Annotated in this window: 16 protein-coding genes; 5 read left to right on the top strand and 11 right to left on the bottom strand. The window is 35.3% G+C overall.

Going from position 1 to position 15,494, the window contains the following annotated elements; genetic code table 11:
- Nucleotides 1-185: 185 nt before the first annotated feature.
- Nucleotides 186-461 carry a hypothetical protein gene (locus ACUXEY_RS17910; protein WP_048530837.1) on the top strand — a complete coding sequence of 92 codons (276 nt, stop codon included), beginning with the start codon at nucleotides 186-188 and terminating at the stop codon, nucleotides 459-461.
- A 50-nt stretch (nucleotides 462-511) separates the two neighbouring features.
- On the opposite strand, the gene ACUXEY_RS17905 is transcribed toward ACUXEY_RS17910, so the two are convergent.
- The 4 genes from ACUXEY_RS17905 to ACUXEY_RS17890 all read right to left on the bottom strand — a co-directional run bounded on the left by ACUXEY_RS17905 (nucleotide 512) and on the right by ACUXEY_RS17890 (nucleotide 4,252).
- Nucleotides 512-844 (bottom strand): DUF3909 family protein, encoded by a 333-nt coding sequence (locus ACUXEY_RS17905; RefSeq protein ID WP_166701926.1) that lies wholly within the window; start codon nucleotides 842-844, stop codon nucleotides 512-514.
- Between the two features lie 5 nt (nucleotides 845-849).
- Entirely contained in the window at nucleotides 850-1,728 is an 879-nt protein-coding gene (locus ACUXEY_RS17900; protein ID WP_048530841.1) for an NAD(P)-dependent oxidoreductase, read from the bottom strand.
- 4 nt (nucleotides 1,729-1,732) lie between these two features.
- Nucleotides 1,733-2,869, bottom strand: coding sequence for a serine hydrolase domain-containing protein (locus ACUXEY_RS17895; protein WP_461301255.1), 1,137 nt, complete (start codon nucleotides 2,867-2,869; stop codon nucleotides 1,733-1,735).
- Nucleotides 2,870-2,959: 90 nt separating this feature from the next.
- Complete coding sequence (locus ACUXEY_RS17890; protein ID WP_429600093.1) at nucleotides 2,960-4,252, bottom strand: GGDEF domain-containing protein; 1,293 nt, start codon at nucleotides 4,250-4,252, stop codon at nucleotides 2,960-2,962.
- A 331-nt stretch (nucleotides 4,253-4,583) separates the two neighbouring features.
- Between ACUXEY_RS17890 and ACUXEY_RS17885 the strand changes: the two genes are divergently transcribed.
- The 3 genes from ACUXEY_RS17885 to ACUXEY_RS17875 all read left to right on the top strand — a co-directional run bounded on the left by ACUXEY_RS17885 (nucleotide 4,584) and on the right by ACUXEY_RS17875 (nucleotide 6,287).
- On the top strand, nucleotides 4,584-5,201 hold the full coding sequence (locus tag ACUXEY_RS17885) for a nitroreductase family protein (protein ID WP_000180385.1): 618 nt from the start codon (nucleotides 4,584-4,586) through the stop codon (nucleotides 5,199-5,201).
- A gap of 290 nt (nucleotides 5,202-5,491) precedes the next feature.
- Complete coding sequence (locus tag ACUXEY_RS17880; RefSeq protein ID WP_000100487.1) at nucleotides 5,492-5,710, top strand: hypothetical protein; 219 nt, start codon at nucleotides 5,492-5,494, stop codon at nucleotides 5,708-5,710.
- Between the two features lie 196 nt (nucleotides 5,711-5,906).
- A complete protein-coding gene (locus tag ACUXEY_RS17875) occupies nucleotides 5,907-6,287 on the top strand; it encodes a DUF3915 domain-containing protein (protein ID WP_429599767.1) in 381 nt (126 codons plus the stop codon).
- Between the two features lie 97 nt (nucleotides 6,288-6,384).
- On the opposite strand, the gene ptsP is transcribed toward ACUXEY_RS17875, so the two are convergent.
- From ptsP to glcT, 4 genes are all read right to left on the bottom strand, one after another.
- Nucleotides 6,385-8,097: a phosphoenolpyruvate--protein phosphotransferase gene (gene ptsP, locus ACUXEY_RS17870; protein ID WP_445423646.1), complete on the bottom strand. Its 1,713-nt coding sequence runs from the start codon at nucleotides 8,095-8,097 to the stop codon at nucleotides 6,385-6,387.
- A complete protein-coding gene (ptsH, locus tag ACUXEY_RS17865) occupies nucleotides 8,097-8,360 on the bottom strand; it encodes a phosphocarrier protein HPr (protein WP_000411080.1) in 264 nt (87 codons plus the stop codon). Before ptsH ends, ptsP begins: the two co-directional genes overlap by 1 nt.
- Before the next feature lie 135 nt (nucleotides 8,361-8,495).
- Nucleotides 8,496-10,559, bottom strand: a complete 2,064-nt coding sequence (ptsG, locus tag ACUXEY_RS17860) for a PTS glucose transporter subunit IIABC (RefSeq protein WP_166701922.1) — start codon at nucleotides 10,557-10,559, stop codon at nucleotides 8,496-8,498.
- Nucleotides 10,560-10,898: 339 nt separating this feature from the next.
- Nucleotides 10,899-11,747: a glucose PTS transporter transcription antiterminator GlcT gene (gene glcT / locus ACUXEY_RS17855; RefSeq protein WP_166701921.1), complete on the bottom strand. Its 849-nt coding sequence runs from the start codon at nucleotides 11,745-11,747 to the stop codon at nucleotides 10,899-10,901.
- 165 nt (nucleotides 11,748-11,912) lie between these two features.
- Between glcT and ACUXEY_RS17850 the strand changes: the two genes are divergently transcribed.
- A complete protein-coding gene (locus ACUXEY_RS17850; protein ID WP_166701920.1) occupies nucleotides 11,913-12,719 on the top strand; it encodes an HAD family hydrolase in 807 nt (268 codons plus the stop codon).
- A gap of 70 nt (nucleotides 12,720-12,789) precedes the next feature.
- Here ACUXEY_RS17850 and phnF read toward each other — a convergent pair whose 3' ends face one another.
- Genes phnF through nagA form a run of 3 tightly spaced genes read right to left on the bottom strand, consistent with a single transcriptional unit; the run spans nucleotide 12,790 to nucleotide 15,386 of the window.
- Nucleotides 12,790-13,521, bottom strand: a complete 732-nt coding sequence (gene phnF / locus ACUXEY_RS17845) for a phosphonate metabolism transcriptional regulator PhnF (RefSeq protein ID WP_002194085.1) — start codon at nucleotides 13,519-13,521, stop codon at nucleotides 12,790-12,792.
- The gene (gene nagB, locus ACUXEY_RS17840; protein WP_048530857.1) at nucleotides 13,451-14,239 is read right to left on the bottom strand and encodes a glucosamine-6-phosphate deaminase; all 789 of its coding nucleotides are present in this window, start codon (nucleotides 14,237-14,239) and stop codon (nucleotides 13,451-13,453) included. Before nagB ends, phnF begins: the two co-directional genes overlap by 71 nt.
- Before the next feature lie 4 nt (nucleotides 14,240-14,243).
- The gene (gene nagA, locus ACUXEY_RS17835; protein ID WP_429600095.1) at nucleotides 14,244-15,386 is read right to left on the bottom strand and encodes an N-acetylglucosamine-6-phosphate deacetylase; all 1,143 of its coding nucleotides are present in this window, start codon (nucleotides 15,384-15,386) and stop codon (nucleotides 14,244-14,246) included.
- Nucleotides 15,387-15,494: the final 108 nt, after the last annotated feature.

The following is a 15,494-nucleotide window of genomic DNA, read 5'->3' as shown; positions in this document are numbered from 1 at the left end:
GCTCTAACTGTATATTTCCTTCCGTTCAACACAATCTATCCCTTCAATTTTTCAAGTATATTTTTTAATACTTTTTGAACATTTATTGAACTTTTTTTGAATTTTTTCTGAAAATTCTGTTTTGTATATGATATACTACAATTAACTAAGATGGAAAAGAATATCGCAAACAGAGGGGGAGAATCATGAGTTTACTTATCGCACTTATACTAGGGGTTACATGTGGAGCACTTCCTGTTATTTTAGGAGCTATTATGGAAGAGTTAGAGGTTGGTGTTTTAGGTTTTGTCGCATCTTGTGTAAGCGCTTTATTTTTTGGCTTGTTCGGTGCTATTCCTGTTTCAATTCTCTGTGCATTTTATATAATACGCCATGCTCGTACAAAACAATTTGGTCCTAATCACACCGCGCAAGTGATTCCATTCCCAATTGAACGTTGCCGCCGTGCTTCTAGCTTATAATTATAAAATTAAATATACTTAAATAAATAAAAGTCCTCATTTGAGGACTTTTATTTATTTTCTTCTAGAAATTGAAACAATTCTTGTAAATGCAGTGCATCTTTACTATAGCTAACAGATACGTGACTTATACCATCGATCTCTGCTTGCATATAAAGGTCAACTCCATCTCGATCATATTTCAATGCCAAATAAAATTCCATTTCTTCCAGCATCTTTTTTGAAGTTCGAATAACGTAATGCCCTTTTTCATCTTTTCCATATTCGAATTCCGGTTCAAAATCATATTTTTGTTTAAAAGCTTCTTTTTGCTTTTCATTAATTTGTATACAAGTTGCTCGTTGCACAGCATCAATCATCTCATCAAATTTTTGAAGATCCATTTCATTTACCCCCTTATGTATTTTTTGTATAACACTTGTGTTCCGCTATTCTCTTCCCCATCTTTTATTAGCTCTTCATACAATTCCTTCGCCAAACTTAAACCCGGTACTGGTAATTGCAATTTTTCAGCCTCATCTAAAGCAATCTTCATATCTTTCATAAAATGCTTTACATAAAACCCTGGTTCAAAATCTCCCTTTAACATTCGAGGAGCTAAATTACTCAATGACCAGCTACCTGCTGCTCCCGTTGAAATACTCTCTAATACTTTATCGGGATCTAATCCAGCCTTTTTCGCATAAGCAACAGCTTCACATACTCCAATCATATTAGAAGCAATCGCAATTTGATTGCACATTTTTGTATGTTGTCCACTTCCAGCTGGCCCTTGCAACTGAATATTTGTTCCTAGTTTTTCAAATAACGGTAAACATTTTTCATATATTTCTTTCTCTCCACCGACCATAATTGCGAGTCTTGCTTCTTTCGCACCAACGTCTCCTCCAGATACAGGTGCATCTAACGTATATACATTCTTACTTTTACCAGTTTCATTAATACGTTTTGCCAATGTTGGTGTAGATGTCGTGAAATCAATCGCTATCGTGCCTTCATTTGCATTCTCCAAAATTCCATCTATTCCAAAGTACACTTCTTCTACATCATGTGGATATCCAACCATAGTCATTACAACATCAACTTGCTTTACTAACTCTTTCGGTGTATCACACCAATTTGCACCATCTTGCACTAAAGAGTCTGTTTTCGCTTTTGTTCTATTATATACATATACTTTATAGCCGTCTTGCATTAAATGACGCACCATACTTTTTCCCATTACACCAATACCGATGAAACCTATTGATACATTTTTACGTTCCATTTTCTCATCCCCTTTGTTCTAATAAATCATTTACCATCTTTCGAAACTCATTATTAAAATCATCATCTATACTATTTTTCACATTTGAAAATAAAATAACAAAAGTGCCTTTTTCTTTATTAAAATTATTAAAAGTGTTCCAACCAGATAGTACACCGTGATTATGAAAATAATCCGGATATATGTAAAAACTAAATGCATATTTTCGTTCTGTTGAAGGTGAAAACATCGCTTGTATACTTTGTTCAGAAAGAAGTTTCCCATTTATAATCGCTTCGTCTAACTTCTTCATATCACCAACTGTCGTATACATCTCACCGCATCCGTATAACCAATCCATTAACAATTTTTGTGCAGGTTCAAGTACATTCTCTTTCTTTACATATCCTTTAGTAAAATGCTGATCTCCCTGAGCCATATTGCCCATACCAGATTCATGCATTTCTGCTTTAGTAAATATATTTTCTTTTATGTAATCTCCTAAAGGCTTTTTTGATACGCTTTCTATAATATAGGCAAGCACCATATAATTATAATCTGTATATCTCCAACCTGCGCCTGGTGGAAATTCTAATTTTTGGCTTCCAATCCAATTTACTAAGTTTATACGAGAAGCAGCATTCACTTTCCCTTTTCCGCTTTCTGGTAAACCTGATGTGTGTGTTAACAAATGATATAAAGTAATATTTTTATCTACTGGAAAAGAGGGAATATATTTATTTACATTATCTTGAATATTTAGCTTCCCTTGATCCTGCATCTGTAAAATAGATGTAGCCACAACTGTTTTCGTAATAGAACCGATACGATATTTTGTTTGAGGCGTATTCTCTATCTTATTTTGAACATCAGCATACCCATATCCTTTATTCAATATAACACGCTCTTTATCTGTTACTAAAACTGTTCCATTAAATTGCTTTCCTATTAAATATTGATCTAACTTTTGAGATATACTAGCATAATCAATTTGCTGTCCTTCTTTTTTTTCTATATTCTCTTGTACTTCTGATTCAATAGTAGGATTCACCTTAGTTGTTAATACGGTACTTTCCTTTATATTGGGATTATAGAAAAAATAGTATACTCCACCACAAACTACAGCGGACAGCGAAGCCATCGTCATTATTTTTTTTATCATGTTGCTCCTCCATAATTCCTTCCTTCAAAATCCCCCTCACATTCTATTATCGAACAATAAAAAAAAATCGCAACAATTTGTTGCGAAAAATCACTTTTTTTCTTTTCTATATACGCACACTTGATTTTTCCCATTTTTTTTCGCTTCATACAATGCAATATCCGCTCGTTGCATTAATTCTTCTCTTGTAATCCCTTTTTCATATAATGCAACTCCAAAACTCGCTGTTAATTTCGAGATTCCTGAGAATTGCTTTGTTTCAATGAAAAATCGTAATGATTCCGCAACCTGAAATGCTTCTTTTTCTACTGTATTCGTTACTAAAATGATAAACTCTTCTCCGCCCCACCTAGCAAATACATGTTGCTCCTCCACTTTAGATTTCATAAGCTCTGCAAGCTGAATTAACGCTAAGTCACCAAAATCATGGCCATACGTGTCATTTACTGCTTTAAAATTATCTATATCAAATAAAATAAGTGCTATGTTTTCATTATTACGCATCGCATTATCCCATTCTGACTCTAGTATTTGTTGGAACTTCAAACGATTATAAATCTCTGTTAATGAATCTATCATAGCGAGCCTTTCTTGTTCTTGATAGATTTCATCTAATTCTGTAATCTCTGTACACTTCACAATAAATCTTGATAAATCTTCTGGCAATGGTGTCGCACGCAATAAAAAAGTTGACACCTCCCCTTCATAGTTGGACATCTTAATTCTTCTATCATATGATAATGTATCATCTAACCATGTTATATCATGAGTTGTTGAATAGTATCCATTTTCTCTAATAAAATGTTCAGCAAATACTAAATGTTGCTCACGATAGGCGAACAAATTTTCATATCCGAAAAACTCTAAAAAATTTGTATTACAATCAACAATCTCATCGTCTTCTACTATGAATAATAGATCATTTCGAAAATCAAACATCGTTTGAAGTAGTTCTTGTTGCAAACTTACTTGTCGCACTAAAGAAAGCTGATACAAACTTTTATTCACTTCCTCTAACACCATTTGTGGAGTAACAGGGGCTATCACAATATTACGTATCCCTAACGTAAGCACCTCTGTAAACTCGCTTGTTATTTGTTGATCCCAAATGACAATAAACGTACTCTGTGGATTATACATATTCTTTATATATTTTATTTGAGAAAAATCTGTTACATACATAATTACAATATGTGGTTTAGTCCTCTGAAACAACAATTCTCCTTCTTCAAAACTATTTGCTATAAACATACATTTTGGATGGATATTTTCTATCGTTTGTTGATGTGTGCATCCATTTTCTATATAAAGGACATTTAACTGAAGATCTTGTAATACATTTTGGAAAACCGTATTCTCTAATAAAAAATGTAGTATGTTCATCACTAGTCTTCACTCACTTCATATATCTTGTTCTACTGAATTCCTCACAAACATTTTATAAAAGACTGTTCTCTAAAAACTTTAATGAGTGAGGGATACATGTTAACAAGCTAATTGAGAATGTTATCTTCGCTTTTTCACTCTATAAATTCCTTTTTTAGTGTATGATTATAGGAATTGTATCGTTTGTATGAATGCCCTAGCTTCCGCTTTAAAACTTGACAATTAAAATAAATATATTATATTCTTAAATTCGATAACTTACAAAATGTAAGTAGAATATATTACATGTATTTTTTCATTATTTGATATGTAATTTGGAGGATATATAATGACAAACGATAACTTTTTTAATGTTCTATATGAACGCACATCTACACGTGCATTCAACCCAGAGAAAGAGATTTCATCTACAGAGTTACACGAGATTTTAAAGGGAGCTGCTCAAGCACCTTCTGCTTGGAACTTGCAGCACTGGAAATTCCTTGTATTCCAAGGTGAAGATGTACAGAAACGATTACATCCAATTGCTTATAACCAGCAACAAATTCTTGATGCTTCTGCTGTAGTCGCTATTTTAGGTGATTTAGAAGCTTATAAAAACGTTGAACCAGTTTATGGTCCAATTGTAGAACAAGGATTTATGAAAGAGGAAGCAAAAGAGCGCTTAGCTAAAAATATTGAGTCTGCATATGCTCGTGAGCAATTCCCAAGAGATGCAGCCTTCTCAAATGCATCTTTAGCAGCAATGCAACTTATGCTTGCAGCTAAAGCAACTGGCTGGGATACTTGCGCTATTGGTGGTTTCAACCCACAAGCACTTACAGAAGAATTTAATGTTTCATCTCGCTACGTACCAATTATGCTTATTACAATTGGTGAATCAACTTTAAAAGGTCACCCTGCACCACGAATGAGCGTAGAGCAAGTGAGTGAATGGGCAAAATAATAAAGTGAAGCTGTAATCAATATGAGGGGCTTACTGCCTATTAATACGGAATAAAAAAGAAACGCAGGTAATTTCATTACCTGCGTTTCTTTTTCTTTTGTCACACATCTGTAATATTACAATGTACTATTCGACATCTACACATAAAAAAATAGTAAATTTTATGCTATTTTCATATACATAAATGGCGTTTCGTGTCGAATTTTGTTAAAGTATCGAAATATAACCGTGTATTTTTGTTACAATTATGATACAATGATAACAAATAGATAACAAGAGAGGGATTTTCATTGAGTTCATACGGAAGCTTTATTGCACTTTTATGTTACATAGTAACTGTACTGCTTCTATATTTTATTGGGGATGCTGCGAACATTTCAGTATTACAATTTCCTAAAGAAGAAGCGTTCCAATTAGAATCAGAAAAACATACTGCACGATCCATTGTACCACTACTCCTAGCTCTTCCTGTATATATCATCGTTTTATATAAAAGCAAAAAAGTGTAAAGGCTACCTATTTCATTCATTCCGGTGTTCTTTACATTTTTTTGTGATATCTATCCTATTTTAAACATCATCCCGTAGTAAACACCCAGCTAGTCATTTAAAATGAGAAAATCCCCTAGAAAAAATTCCACTCTCTGTCCAGTCACTCACTACCGAACTTACATAGATTATAAGTGTGAAGGGGGTGATGAGGATTATGTTTGGATCATTTGGATGCTGTGATAACTTTAGAGACTGTCATCATCATGAAAGAGAGTGTGACCGTCGTGACCATCGCGACCATCGCGAGAAAGAGAAAGAGGTAAAACCACAACAACCAGCTGTATGTAACGTACTTGCTAGCATTTCAGTTGGAACAGAGCTTTCTCTATTAAGCGTTAAAGGTATTGGATCTTTCAACAATGTAATTTTTGAAGGTTTCTGTAACGGTGTTGCTCTTTTCTCTGCTTTAGCTCGTAATAACAATGACAAAGATAATAAAGACGACAACAAAGATGATAAGCACAATCAAAATCGAAATACTTTTACTGGTATTTTACGTGTATGCCCAACTGATATCGTTGCTATCGCTATCTAGTTCTGTGTCTTATCCTCTATAGTAAGAAAACAAGATTTACTTTTCTCATAGAAAAAACCTGAGACCGATTTCAAATCGACTCAGGTTTTTTTATTACTTATATGCTTTTAACTAGTTCAACAACTTCTTCAGCAGTTGACATCATTAATGCTTTTTCTGCTAATGTTTCCATTTCTGCTTTTGACAACTTGCTTAGTTGTGTTCTTGCAGGAAGAATAGATGTTGCACTCATACTGAACTCATCTAAACCTAATCCTAATAATAATGGGATAGCAAGTGAATCTCCCGCCATCTCACCACACATACCAGCCCATTTGCCTTCTTTATGAGCAGCATCGATAACCATTTTTACAAGACGTAAAATTGATGGGTTATATGGTTGGTATAAGTAAGATACTTGTTCGTTCATACGATCTGCAGCCATTGTATATTGAATTAAGTCGTTTGTTCCGATAGAGAAGAAGTCAACTTCTTTTGCGAATTGATCTGCTAATACTGCTGAAGCTGGGATTTCAACCATCATACCAACTTCAATAGAATTAGAAACAGTTGTACCCGCTTCTACAAGCTTCGCCTTCTCTTCTAATAAGATCGCTTTTGCTTGACGGAACTCATCAAGAGTTGCAATCATTGGGAACATAATTTTTAAATTACCGTATACGCTAGCACGAAGTAATGCACGAAGTTGTGTACGGAACACATCTTGCTCATCAAGACATAAGCGAATTGCACGGTATCCTAAGAATGGGTTCATTTCTTTTGGTAAATGTAAGTATGGAAGCTCTTTATCTCCACCGATGTCAAGAGTACGAACAACAACAGGTTGACCTTCTTTTACACCTTCAAGAACTGCTTTATACGCTTCGAACTGCTCTTCTTCTGTTGGAAGATTGTCACGGCCCATGTATAAGAATTCTGTACGGTATAAACCAACACCTTCTCCGCCATTATCGATAATACCTTGTACATCATTTGGTGTTCCGATATTTGCAACAAGCTCAACGTGATGTCCGTCACTTGTTACAGTAGCTTGGTCTTTTAATTTTGCCCATTCAGCTTTTTGCTCTTCAAATTTCGCTTTCTTTTCTTCAAACGAGCGAAGAGTTTCTTCTGATGGATTTACAATTACTTCTCCATCTAAACCGTCGATGATTACGATATCGCCGTTTTGGATTTTCTCCATAACAACTTTCGTACCAACAACAGCTGGAATTTCCATAGAGCGAGCCATAATTGCAGAGTGAGATGTACGTCCACCGATATCCGTTGTAAAACCTTTTGCATACTTACGGTTTAACTGAGCTGTATCAGATGGTGTTAAATCTTCAGCAATGATGATTACTTCTTCAGAAATTGTACCTGGATTTGAGAAGTTAATGCCTAGTAAATGTGCAAGAACACGTTTTGTTACGTCACGAATGTCCGCAGCACGTTCTTTCATATATTCGTTATCCATGTTTTCAAACATAGAAATAAACATTGATGCAACTTCATCCATTGCAAATTCAGCATTTACTTTTTCGCTATTTACTTTATCTTTTACTGGGTTTACTAGTTCTGGATCATTTAACACTAATAAATGTGCTTCAAAGATCGCAGCTTTGTCAGCACCTAGCTCAGCAAAAGCGTGGTCCTTAATAGCTTCTAATTCAGTTTTTGCTTTCTCAAGCGCAGCGTCTAAGCGTGCAATTTCTGCAGCTTCGTTTGTAATTGATTTCTTTTCGATGTTAAATTCAGGATTCTCAAGTCTGAAAGCCTTTGCAATAGCAATCCCACTTGATGCAGCGATCCCTTGAATGTTAAGAGTCATTATTCTCCTAATCCTTCGTTTTTCATAGTTTCTTCGATAGCTGCTAGTGCTTGAGCTGCATCATCACCATTTGCAGTGATTTTAATTTCTGCGTTTTGTTGAATGCCTAAAGACATAACGCCCATGATTGATTTTAAGTTAACGTTCTTTCCGTTATACTCTAAGTTAATGTCAGAACCAAATTTGCTTGCAGTGTTTACAAGTAGAGTTGCTGGACGAGCATGAATTCCTGAGTCGCTAGTTACTTTAAAGATTTTTTCCATGATAATTTATCTCCTTTAAATTACAGTATTTTTTAGTTGTATAGACGTGAGTACTACATCATCTATTGTATATAATAGGCGATGTTCGGTCAACCACATCGCCTATTATAATTATAAACATTTTGCGTCAAATTCCTACTGAATGTCAATAATAGCGTTTTCGCCCTTCTTAACATTTCCATCTTTTTTCAATTCGACTTGTTGCCCTTGTTGTAAATTCGTAAAGACAATTGGTGTAATGATAGATGGTGCATTTTCTTTTACAAATGCAAGATCTACTTTTAATAATGGTTGTCCTTGTTTCACTTTGTCGCCTTGTGCTACAAGTGCTTCAAAACCTTCACCATTTAATTTTACTGTATCAATACCGAAGTGAATTAAAATTTCTTTTCCGCCTTCAGATTGAATACCAATTGCATGCTTTGTTGGGAATACGTTAACGATCTCACCGTTAACTGGAGAAACTACTGTTCCTTCTGTTGGTTCGATTGCAAATCCGTCTCCCATCATTTTTCCTGAGAATACTTGATCAGGTACTTCTGTAATCGGTAAGATTTTCCCTTCAATTGGTGAAACGATTGTTTCGTTTTCATCAACTTCTTGAGGAGCTTCTTCTACTTTTACAGGTTCTTCTTTTTCAACATGAGGTGTACGACCTGACATAATATCATGAATTTGTGATTTTAACGTGTCAGATTTCGGTCCGAAAATAGCTTGAATGTTATTTCCAACTTCAAGTACACCAGCTGCTCCAAGCTCTTTTAAGCGATCTTTATTTACATTCTTTTGCTCATTAACTTGAACACGTAAACGAGTAATACAAGCGTCTAAAGAAGCAATGTTTTCTTTACCACCAAGTGCAACTAATACTTCACGTGGAAGTTCACCAGCTTCTGCTTTTCCTGCGCCGTCATTCGCATTTGCTACTTCACGACCAGGTGTTTTTAAATCCCATTTACGGATTGCAAAGCGGAATCCGAAGTAGTAAATAACTGCTAGTACAAGACCAACAACAATTACCCACCACCATGCTGTACGGCCTGGTAGTACACCGAATAATAGGAAGTCGATTAAACCACCAGAGAATGTCATACCAATTTTAACACCTAAAATTTGCATTGTCATAAATGATAGACCAGCGAATACTGCGTGAATTCCGAATAATACTGGTGCTACGAATAAGAATGAAAATTCAAGTGGTTCTGTAATACCTGTTAAGAAAGATGTTAATGCAGCAGAACCTAAAATACCAGCTGCTAATTTTTTATTTTCTGGACGTGCTTCATGGTACATTGCTAATGCTGCTGCTGGCAGACCGAACATCATGAACGGATACTTACCAGTTGTAAATGTACCTGCTGTTAATTCTACACCGTCTTTTAACTGTGCCATAAAGATTTTTTGGTCACCACGAATTAATTCGCCAGCCGCATTTGTATACTGACCGAATTCGAACCAGAACGGTGAATAGAAAATGTGATGCAATCCAAATGGAATTAATGAACGTTCAATTAAACCGAATATGAATGCTGCTATCGTTCTATTTGCATCAATCATTTGATGCGAGAACGTATTTAAGCCACCTTGAATGTATGGCCAAATGAAGCACATGATAATACCTACTACTAAAGAGAATGTTGCAGTTGCGATCGGTACGAAACGCTTACCTGCGAAGAAACCTAAGTATGATGGTAATTCAATATTGAAGTATTTATTATAGCAATATGCCGCCACTATACCGACGATAATACCACCAAACACTCCCGTTTGTAGCGTTGGAATTCCTAATACGTTTGCATATGCTGGATCAGCAAATCCAATTTTTACTGGGTCTGCTCCAGAACTTGTTACTTTCACTAGTTTATCTACTTCTAAGAACACACTCATCGTTTTGTTCATAATTAAGTAGCCCACGAATGCTGCTAAACCAGCTACTCCGTCTCCACCAGCTAAACCAATTGCTACCCCAACTGCGAATAATAATGCAAGGTTAGCGAAAATAATATCACCAGATTGTTCCATAATTTTTGCTACCATTACGAACCAATCAGCTTTTAAAGCAGGAATAACATTTGTTAACTGTGGATTTTGAAATGCATTACCAAATCCAAGTAAAATACCTGCTGCCGGTAAAATCGCAACTGGAAGCATAAGCGCTTTTCCGACTTTTTGAAGAACACCAAAGATCTTCTTAAACATGGAAACCCTTCCTCTCTTATCTATATTGATACCTTCCGACAAACGCCAAAAAGGCATGAGGAAAAAAAGATAGAACGATAGCTATACAAAGGGTAGTATATCCCTTTCTCTAGCTTACATTCCTTACTTTTCTCCACTCATGCCTGATCGAATCAGTAACACGTGTCAAAAATAGGTTTACGTATAAGTTCACTATAATTAAGGCAAACGTTTTCTTTATTTACCTTAATGTGTTTGTCGAAATTTGTATAACTTTGCAATAGTTATTATACATAACTATTGTAAGCGATTCAATGATTTTTTTTAACGTTTTCATTTTAGACAAAAATATATGTCTTTTTACACATGCTCTGCCTTCACTAAGCGCTGCAGGTGCATCGTTAAATATATGCTCTCTGCTTCATAAACAGGAAGTTGCAATTCTTTTTGCATGACCTTAACTAGCTTCCAAGCTAAATTATAACAGACAGGATATTCTGCCTTCAATAAATCAGCGAAACTTTGTGATTCCTCTACTTTCTCCCCTTTTTTCACCCGCTCAATAGCATATTGTAAATGACGGATAAGGCGTAAATAGTGGATACTTTCTTGGTCTAATGTAATTTGTAAGTTTGTCTCAATTAAAGATACAAGCTGTGCAATGAGACGGGAGTTTTGATTAACTGAAGATAAATCTGAATTTGTAAGTGAACTATAAATATGGAGTGCAATAAAACCAATTTCTCCTTCTGGCAATGTAATTTGCAAACGCGAATTTAAAAGTTCTACAACACCTTCAGCAATTTCATATTCCTCTGGATAGAGCATTTTCGTTTCAACTAAAAAAGGATTATCAATGGTAAGTCCTTGTTTTAATCGCTTAATCGCAAAAGAAATATGATCTGTTAAAGCGATATGAATATGTTCATTTAATGATGATTTTGCTTTTTCTTGAATATAGAACATAATATCATTCATTAATTCAATTAATTTTTCACTCACATGTGGCACTAACAGTTTGTATTGTTCACGATCACGTTCATTTTTTAAAACAAACATTTTTTCAATTTGTTCTTGCTCCAATACGTCTTTCGCTTTTTTTCCAAAGCCAATTCCTTTACCAATCACTACTACTTCCTGGTGTTCAGGATGGCTAGCAATGATGACATTATTATTTAAAACTTTTTTAATTTCTAGATAATTACTCATATAACACCACCCTCGTACTTAAATAGCCTGCTTTTATGTTACAGAATATTCTTCTTTGTCGTCAATGTAAAACATCTACCATTTCATAAAAATTCATTTTTTAGACATGTTTATATATGATGCGTATAATGTAAGAGCAACTGTACATAGAAAGGGGATAACAACATGATTAAAATGTTTGTAAGTGATATCGATGGTACAATGATGCAACACGGAGGATTAATTGACGAACAGGATATTGCAGCACTTCGCAGTCTTGCTAAGCAAGATGTGATTCTTTGTTTCGCTTCTGGCCGACTGGATAATGAAATTGCAAATTTAATGCAAGCTGTAAATACAAATTTCCATCGTATTAGTGTAAATGGTGTTTTCGTATACACGCACGAAAACAAGCAACTATTATCGGCAACATTCGATTCGAGTATTCTACCTGATCTATTAGCAATGACAAATGAAGAGCCTTATTTTCGTTATGTAAGTGATGAACATAATTATTACATTGAAGAGAAAACACCGTTTATTCATGAACTTGAACAACAAGTAACGATGACTTCCGTTGAAGAACCGCATCTATTAGAAAAGATTGATGATACTATTTTCCCAAATAAAATCTCTGTCGGCGGAACAAAGGAAAGTTTACAACTTCTTCAAAAAAAAATTGATGAAAAATTCCATGGAAAAGTTAGTACCTTCATTTCAGCAGAACAATGTTTAGATGTAATGCCACCTAATATTAGTAAAGGTTCTGCTATTTCTGTTTTATTAAAAGAGTTTCAATTACAACCAGAGGAAATTGCTTGCATAGGAGATTCTTATAATGATATTCCAATGTTTTCTTTAACTCCTCACAGTTTTGCTATGTCTCAAGCTGATGACGCAGTAAAAGAACACGCTCACTATGTAGTAAATACAGTTAAAGATGCTGTTAACCACGTAATTGCTCATAATAAAAATACGACTCACTCCTTGTAAGGATGAGTCGTATTTTTTCTTTACATGTTAAACAATTTGACATTTACTGTACTTCACAAACTGAAATATATTATTTGTTACGTGCGATGTTTGTAATAAATTTATAACGATCCCCACGATAAATACATTTCACGTACTCTAACGGTACTTCACCTTCTGAATATGACCATTGACGCATTACAAGTACTGGCGCCTTTTTAGGAATATGCAGATGCTCAGCTTCATTATCCGTTGCAATTGAAGCTTCAATTGATTGAGTAGCGCTAACAAGTTTAAAGCCCAGTTTTTTCTCTAAATGTTCATATAAAGATTGTTGCAATATTTCTTCGTTAATATCTTTTACAAGAGCTGGCGACAAATATGTCGTCTCAAAAGCAATCGGTTCATCATCAGCTAAGCGAATACGCCTCACTTCATAAACCGACTCTCCCTCCTGTATTCTCAGCCGGTCTGCTATTTTCGCAGTAGCTGGAACGAGGCGGAAACTTAATAATTGACTACTTGGGTTCATCCCACGAGAAATCATGTCTTCTGTGAATCCCGTCATTCCTTGCAATTTTTGTTCCACTTTCGGAAGTTGGACAAACGTACCGATTCCACGTTTCCGATATAAATAACCTTGTTCCACTAAATTATTAATCGCCTGTCTGATTGTCATACGACTCACTTCGAACTTATCGCAAAGTTCATTCTCAGATGGGATTTTATCTCCCGGCTTCCATTCGCCGTCCTCAATTAGCTGTTTCACCCACTCTTGAATCTGATAATAGATCGGAAATGGTGAATACTTGTCGATGTTCATCAGCAATCGCCTCACTGCATAAAGATAGAGCTTCTTGATCAGCGATTACGGTTACATTCGGATGACGTTGTAAAACTGTAGCAGGACACGCTTCACTATATTCACCTTGCAATAATTCTTTAACAGCTTCTGCCTTTTTAGCACCCATAGCAACAAGTAGAATTTGTTTCGCTTTCATAATGCTTCCAATTCCCATTGTAATTGCATGAGTTGGCACATCTTCTTCTTTCTCGAAGAAGCGAAGGTTTGCTTGGCGTGTAGATTCTGTTAATTCAACAATGTTTGTTGGAGAATTAAACGGTGTTCCTGGCTCGTTAAATCCGATGTGACCGTTTTCACCGATTCCAAGAATCTGTAGGTCAACTGGGTTAGCAGCTAGAATGCCCTCATAACGTTTGCACTCTTCCTCTAAATCACTTGCCATCCCGTTTGGTACATAAGTTTGTTTAAATGGAAGATGATCAAACAACTGTTCTTGCATGAAATAATGATAGCTGTTTTTATCTTCATGTGGTAAATTTACGTACTCATCTAAGTTTACAGTGGTTACACGGCTTGTATCAAGTTTATTTTTTCGCATTTCTGCATAAATACCTAATGGAGAGCTTCCTGTAGCCATTCCTAATGTTGGATTTTCTTTTGTTTTTACAACTTCTTCAATTAATTTATAACCTGCTTCTGCTAGTTCTTCTGGAGTTTTTACAACAAGAATATTCATTTAATTACTTCCCTTCCTTCATATGAATTCCTAAACGAACTGTATCATATACATGTAAATCTTCATTCATCACAACAAAGTCTGCATCTTTTCCTACCGCTAACGCACCTTTATTATTTAATCCAAACTCTTCTGCTTGGTTAACTGATGTCATTAGTACTGCATCTTCGATTGAACAACCTGTAAATTCAATTACATTTCGGAAAGCTTGATCCATTTTTAGAATACTACCAGCTAACGTTCCATCTTCTAATCGAGCACTACCATCTTTTACATGTACTGGCTGTCCGCCAAGCTCATATAATCCATCTTCAAGACCTTTTGCACGCATTGCGTCAGTAATAACACTTACTTTTTTCGGGCCTTTTAATTTATATGCTAATTTCACCATATCAGGGTGAATGTGAATACCATCTGTAATTACTTCAACCATTACATCTGGATTTAATAACACATGACCAACAACTCCTGGTTCACGGTGATGTAATCCACGCATTTGATTGTATAAATGCGTTGCATGTGTAATGTTTCTATTTTTTAGTTGTGCATCAATTGCATCTGTATGTCCCATTGTGCCAACAACACCAGTTTCAGCAAGATACTGCTCAAACTCTAACGCACCTTCTTCTTCAGGTGCATATGTTACTAATTTAATTAAATTCCCGCTTGTTTCCTGCCATTGTTTAAATTGTTCAATATTCGCAGGAACAATATGTTCAAGTGGTTGTGCACCTGCACGTTTTTTTGAAACATATGGTCCTTCTAAGTGAATGTATTCGAAATGTGCTCCTTTTTCTTTCGCTTCCTTCGCAGCATGTAATGCCGCTTCGATTGCTTCTGGAGCTTGTGTCATTGTTGTTGGGAAGTAAGTTGTAACTCCTTCTTTTAACATTTCTTTACCTAGAGTTACTAACCCATCGCTATTTGCATCCATCGCATCAATATCGTATCCACCATGAATATGAACATCAATCATACCTGGAATCACAATTTTCCCTGTTGCATCTAAAACCGCTTCATTTTCTTGTGATACATATTGAGCCATCAAACCAATTTCTTTAATTGTTTCTGCGTAACGAATAAATCCGTTTTCCACTACTTCTTGACCTGTATAAATTTTGGCATTGATGACAACTTGCGTTTTCATTTTCATCGATCCTTTCCCATGAAATACCTACTTGTTATTATTACCTTATTCGCCTAGTTCCATCTTAATATATGCACGAGTAGTTGTCTATACATTCGAATGAAATTT

The organism is Bacillus sp. F9_6S_D1_P_5 (genome assembly GCF_054823925.1).
The sequence above is the reverse complement of the archived record's forward strand: the minus strand, read 5'-3'. Positions and strand labels throughout refer to the sequence as shown.

Excerpts from the sequence above, each read along its gene's own strand:
- ACUXEY_RS17910 (WP_048530837.1), top strand. The coding sequence starts at position 186 with ATGAGTTTACTTATCGCACTTATACTAGGGGTTACATGTGGAGCACTT.
- ACUXEY_RS17905 (WP_166701926.1), bottom strand. The coding sequence starts at position 844 with ATGGATCTTCAAAAATTTGATGAGATGATTGATGCTGTGCAACGAGCA.
- ACUXEY_RS17900 (WP_048530841.1), bottom strand. The coding sequence starts at position 1,728 with ATGGAACGTAAAAATGTATCAATAGGTTTCATCGGTATTGGTGTAATG.
- ACUXEY_RS17895 (WP_461301255.1), bottom strand. The coding sequence starts at position 2,869 with ATGATAAAAAAAATAATGACGATGGCTTCGCTGTCCGCTGTAGTTTGT.
- ACUXEY_RS17890 (WP_429600093.1), bottom strand. The coding sequence starts at position 4,252 with ATGAACATACTACATTTTTTATTAGAGAATACGGTTTTCCAAAATGTA.
- ACUXEY_RS17885 (WP_000180385.1), top strand. The coding sequence starts at position 4,584 with ATGACAAACGATAACTTTTTTAATGTTCTATATGAACGCACATCTACA.
- ACUXEY_RS17875 (WP_429599767.1), top strand. The coding sequence starts at position 5,907 with ATGTTTGGATCATTTGGATGCTGTGATAACTTTAGAGACTGTCATCAT.
- ptsP (WP_445423646.1), bottom strand. The coding sequence starts at position 8,097 with ATGACTCTTAACATTCAAGGGATCGCTGCATCAAGTGGGATTGCTATT.
- ptsH (WP_000411080.1), bottom strand. The coding sequence starts at position 8,360 with ATGGAAAAAATCTTTAAAGTAACTAGCGACTCAGGAATTCATGCTCGT.
- ptsG (WP_166701922.1), bottom strand. The coding sequence starts at position 10,559 with ATGTTTAAGAAGATCTTTGGTGTTCTTCAAAAAGTCGGAAAAGCGCTT.
- glcT (WP_166701921.1), bottom strand. The coding sequence starts at position 11,747 with ATGAGTAATTATCTAGAAATTAAAAAAGTTTTAAATAATAATGTCATC.
- ACUXEY_RS17850 (WP_166701920.1), top strand. The coding sequence starts at position 11,913 with ATGATTAAAATGTTTGTAAGTGATATCGATGGTACAATGATGCAACAC.
- phnF (WP_002194085.1), bottom strand. The coding sequence starts at position 13,521 with ATGAACATCGACAAGTATTCACCATTTCCGATCTATTATCAGATTCAA.
- nagB (WP_048530857.1), bottom strand. The coding sequence starts at position 14,239 with ATGAATATTCTTGTTGTAAAAACTCCAGAAGAACTAGCAGAAGCAGGT.
- nagA (WP_429600095.1), bottom strand. The coding sequence starts at position 15,386 with ATGAAAACGCAAGTTGTCATCAATGCCAAAATTTATACAGGTCAAGAA.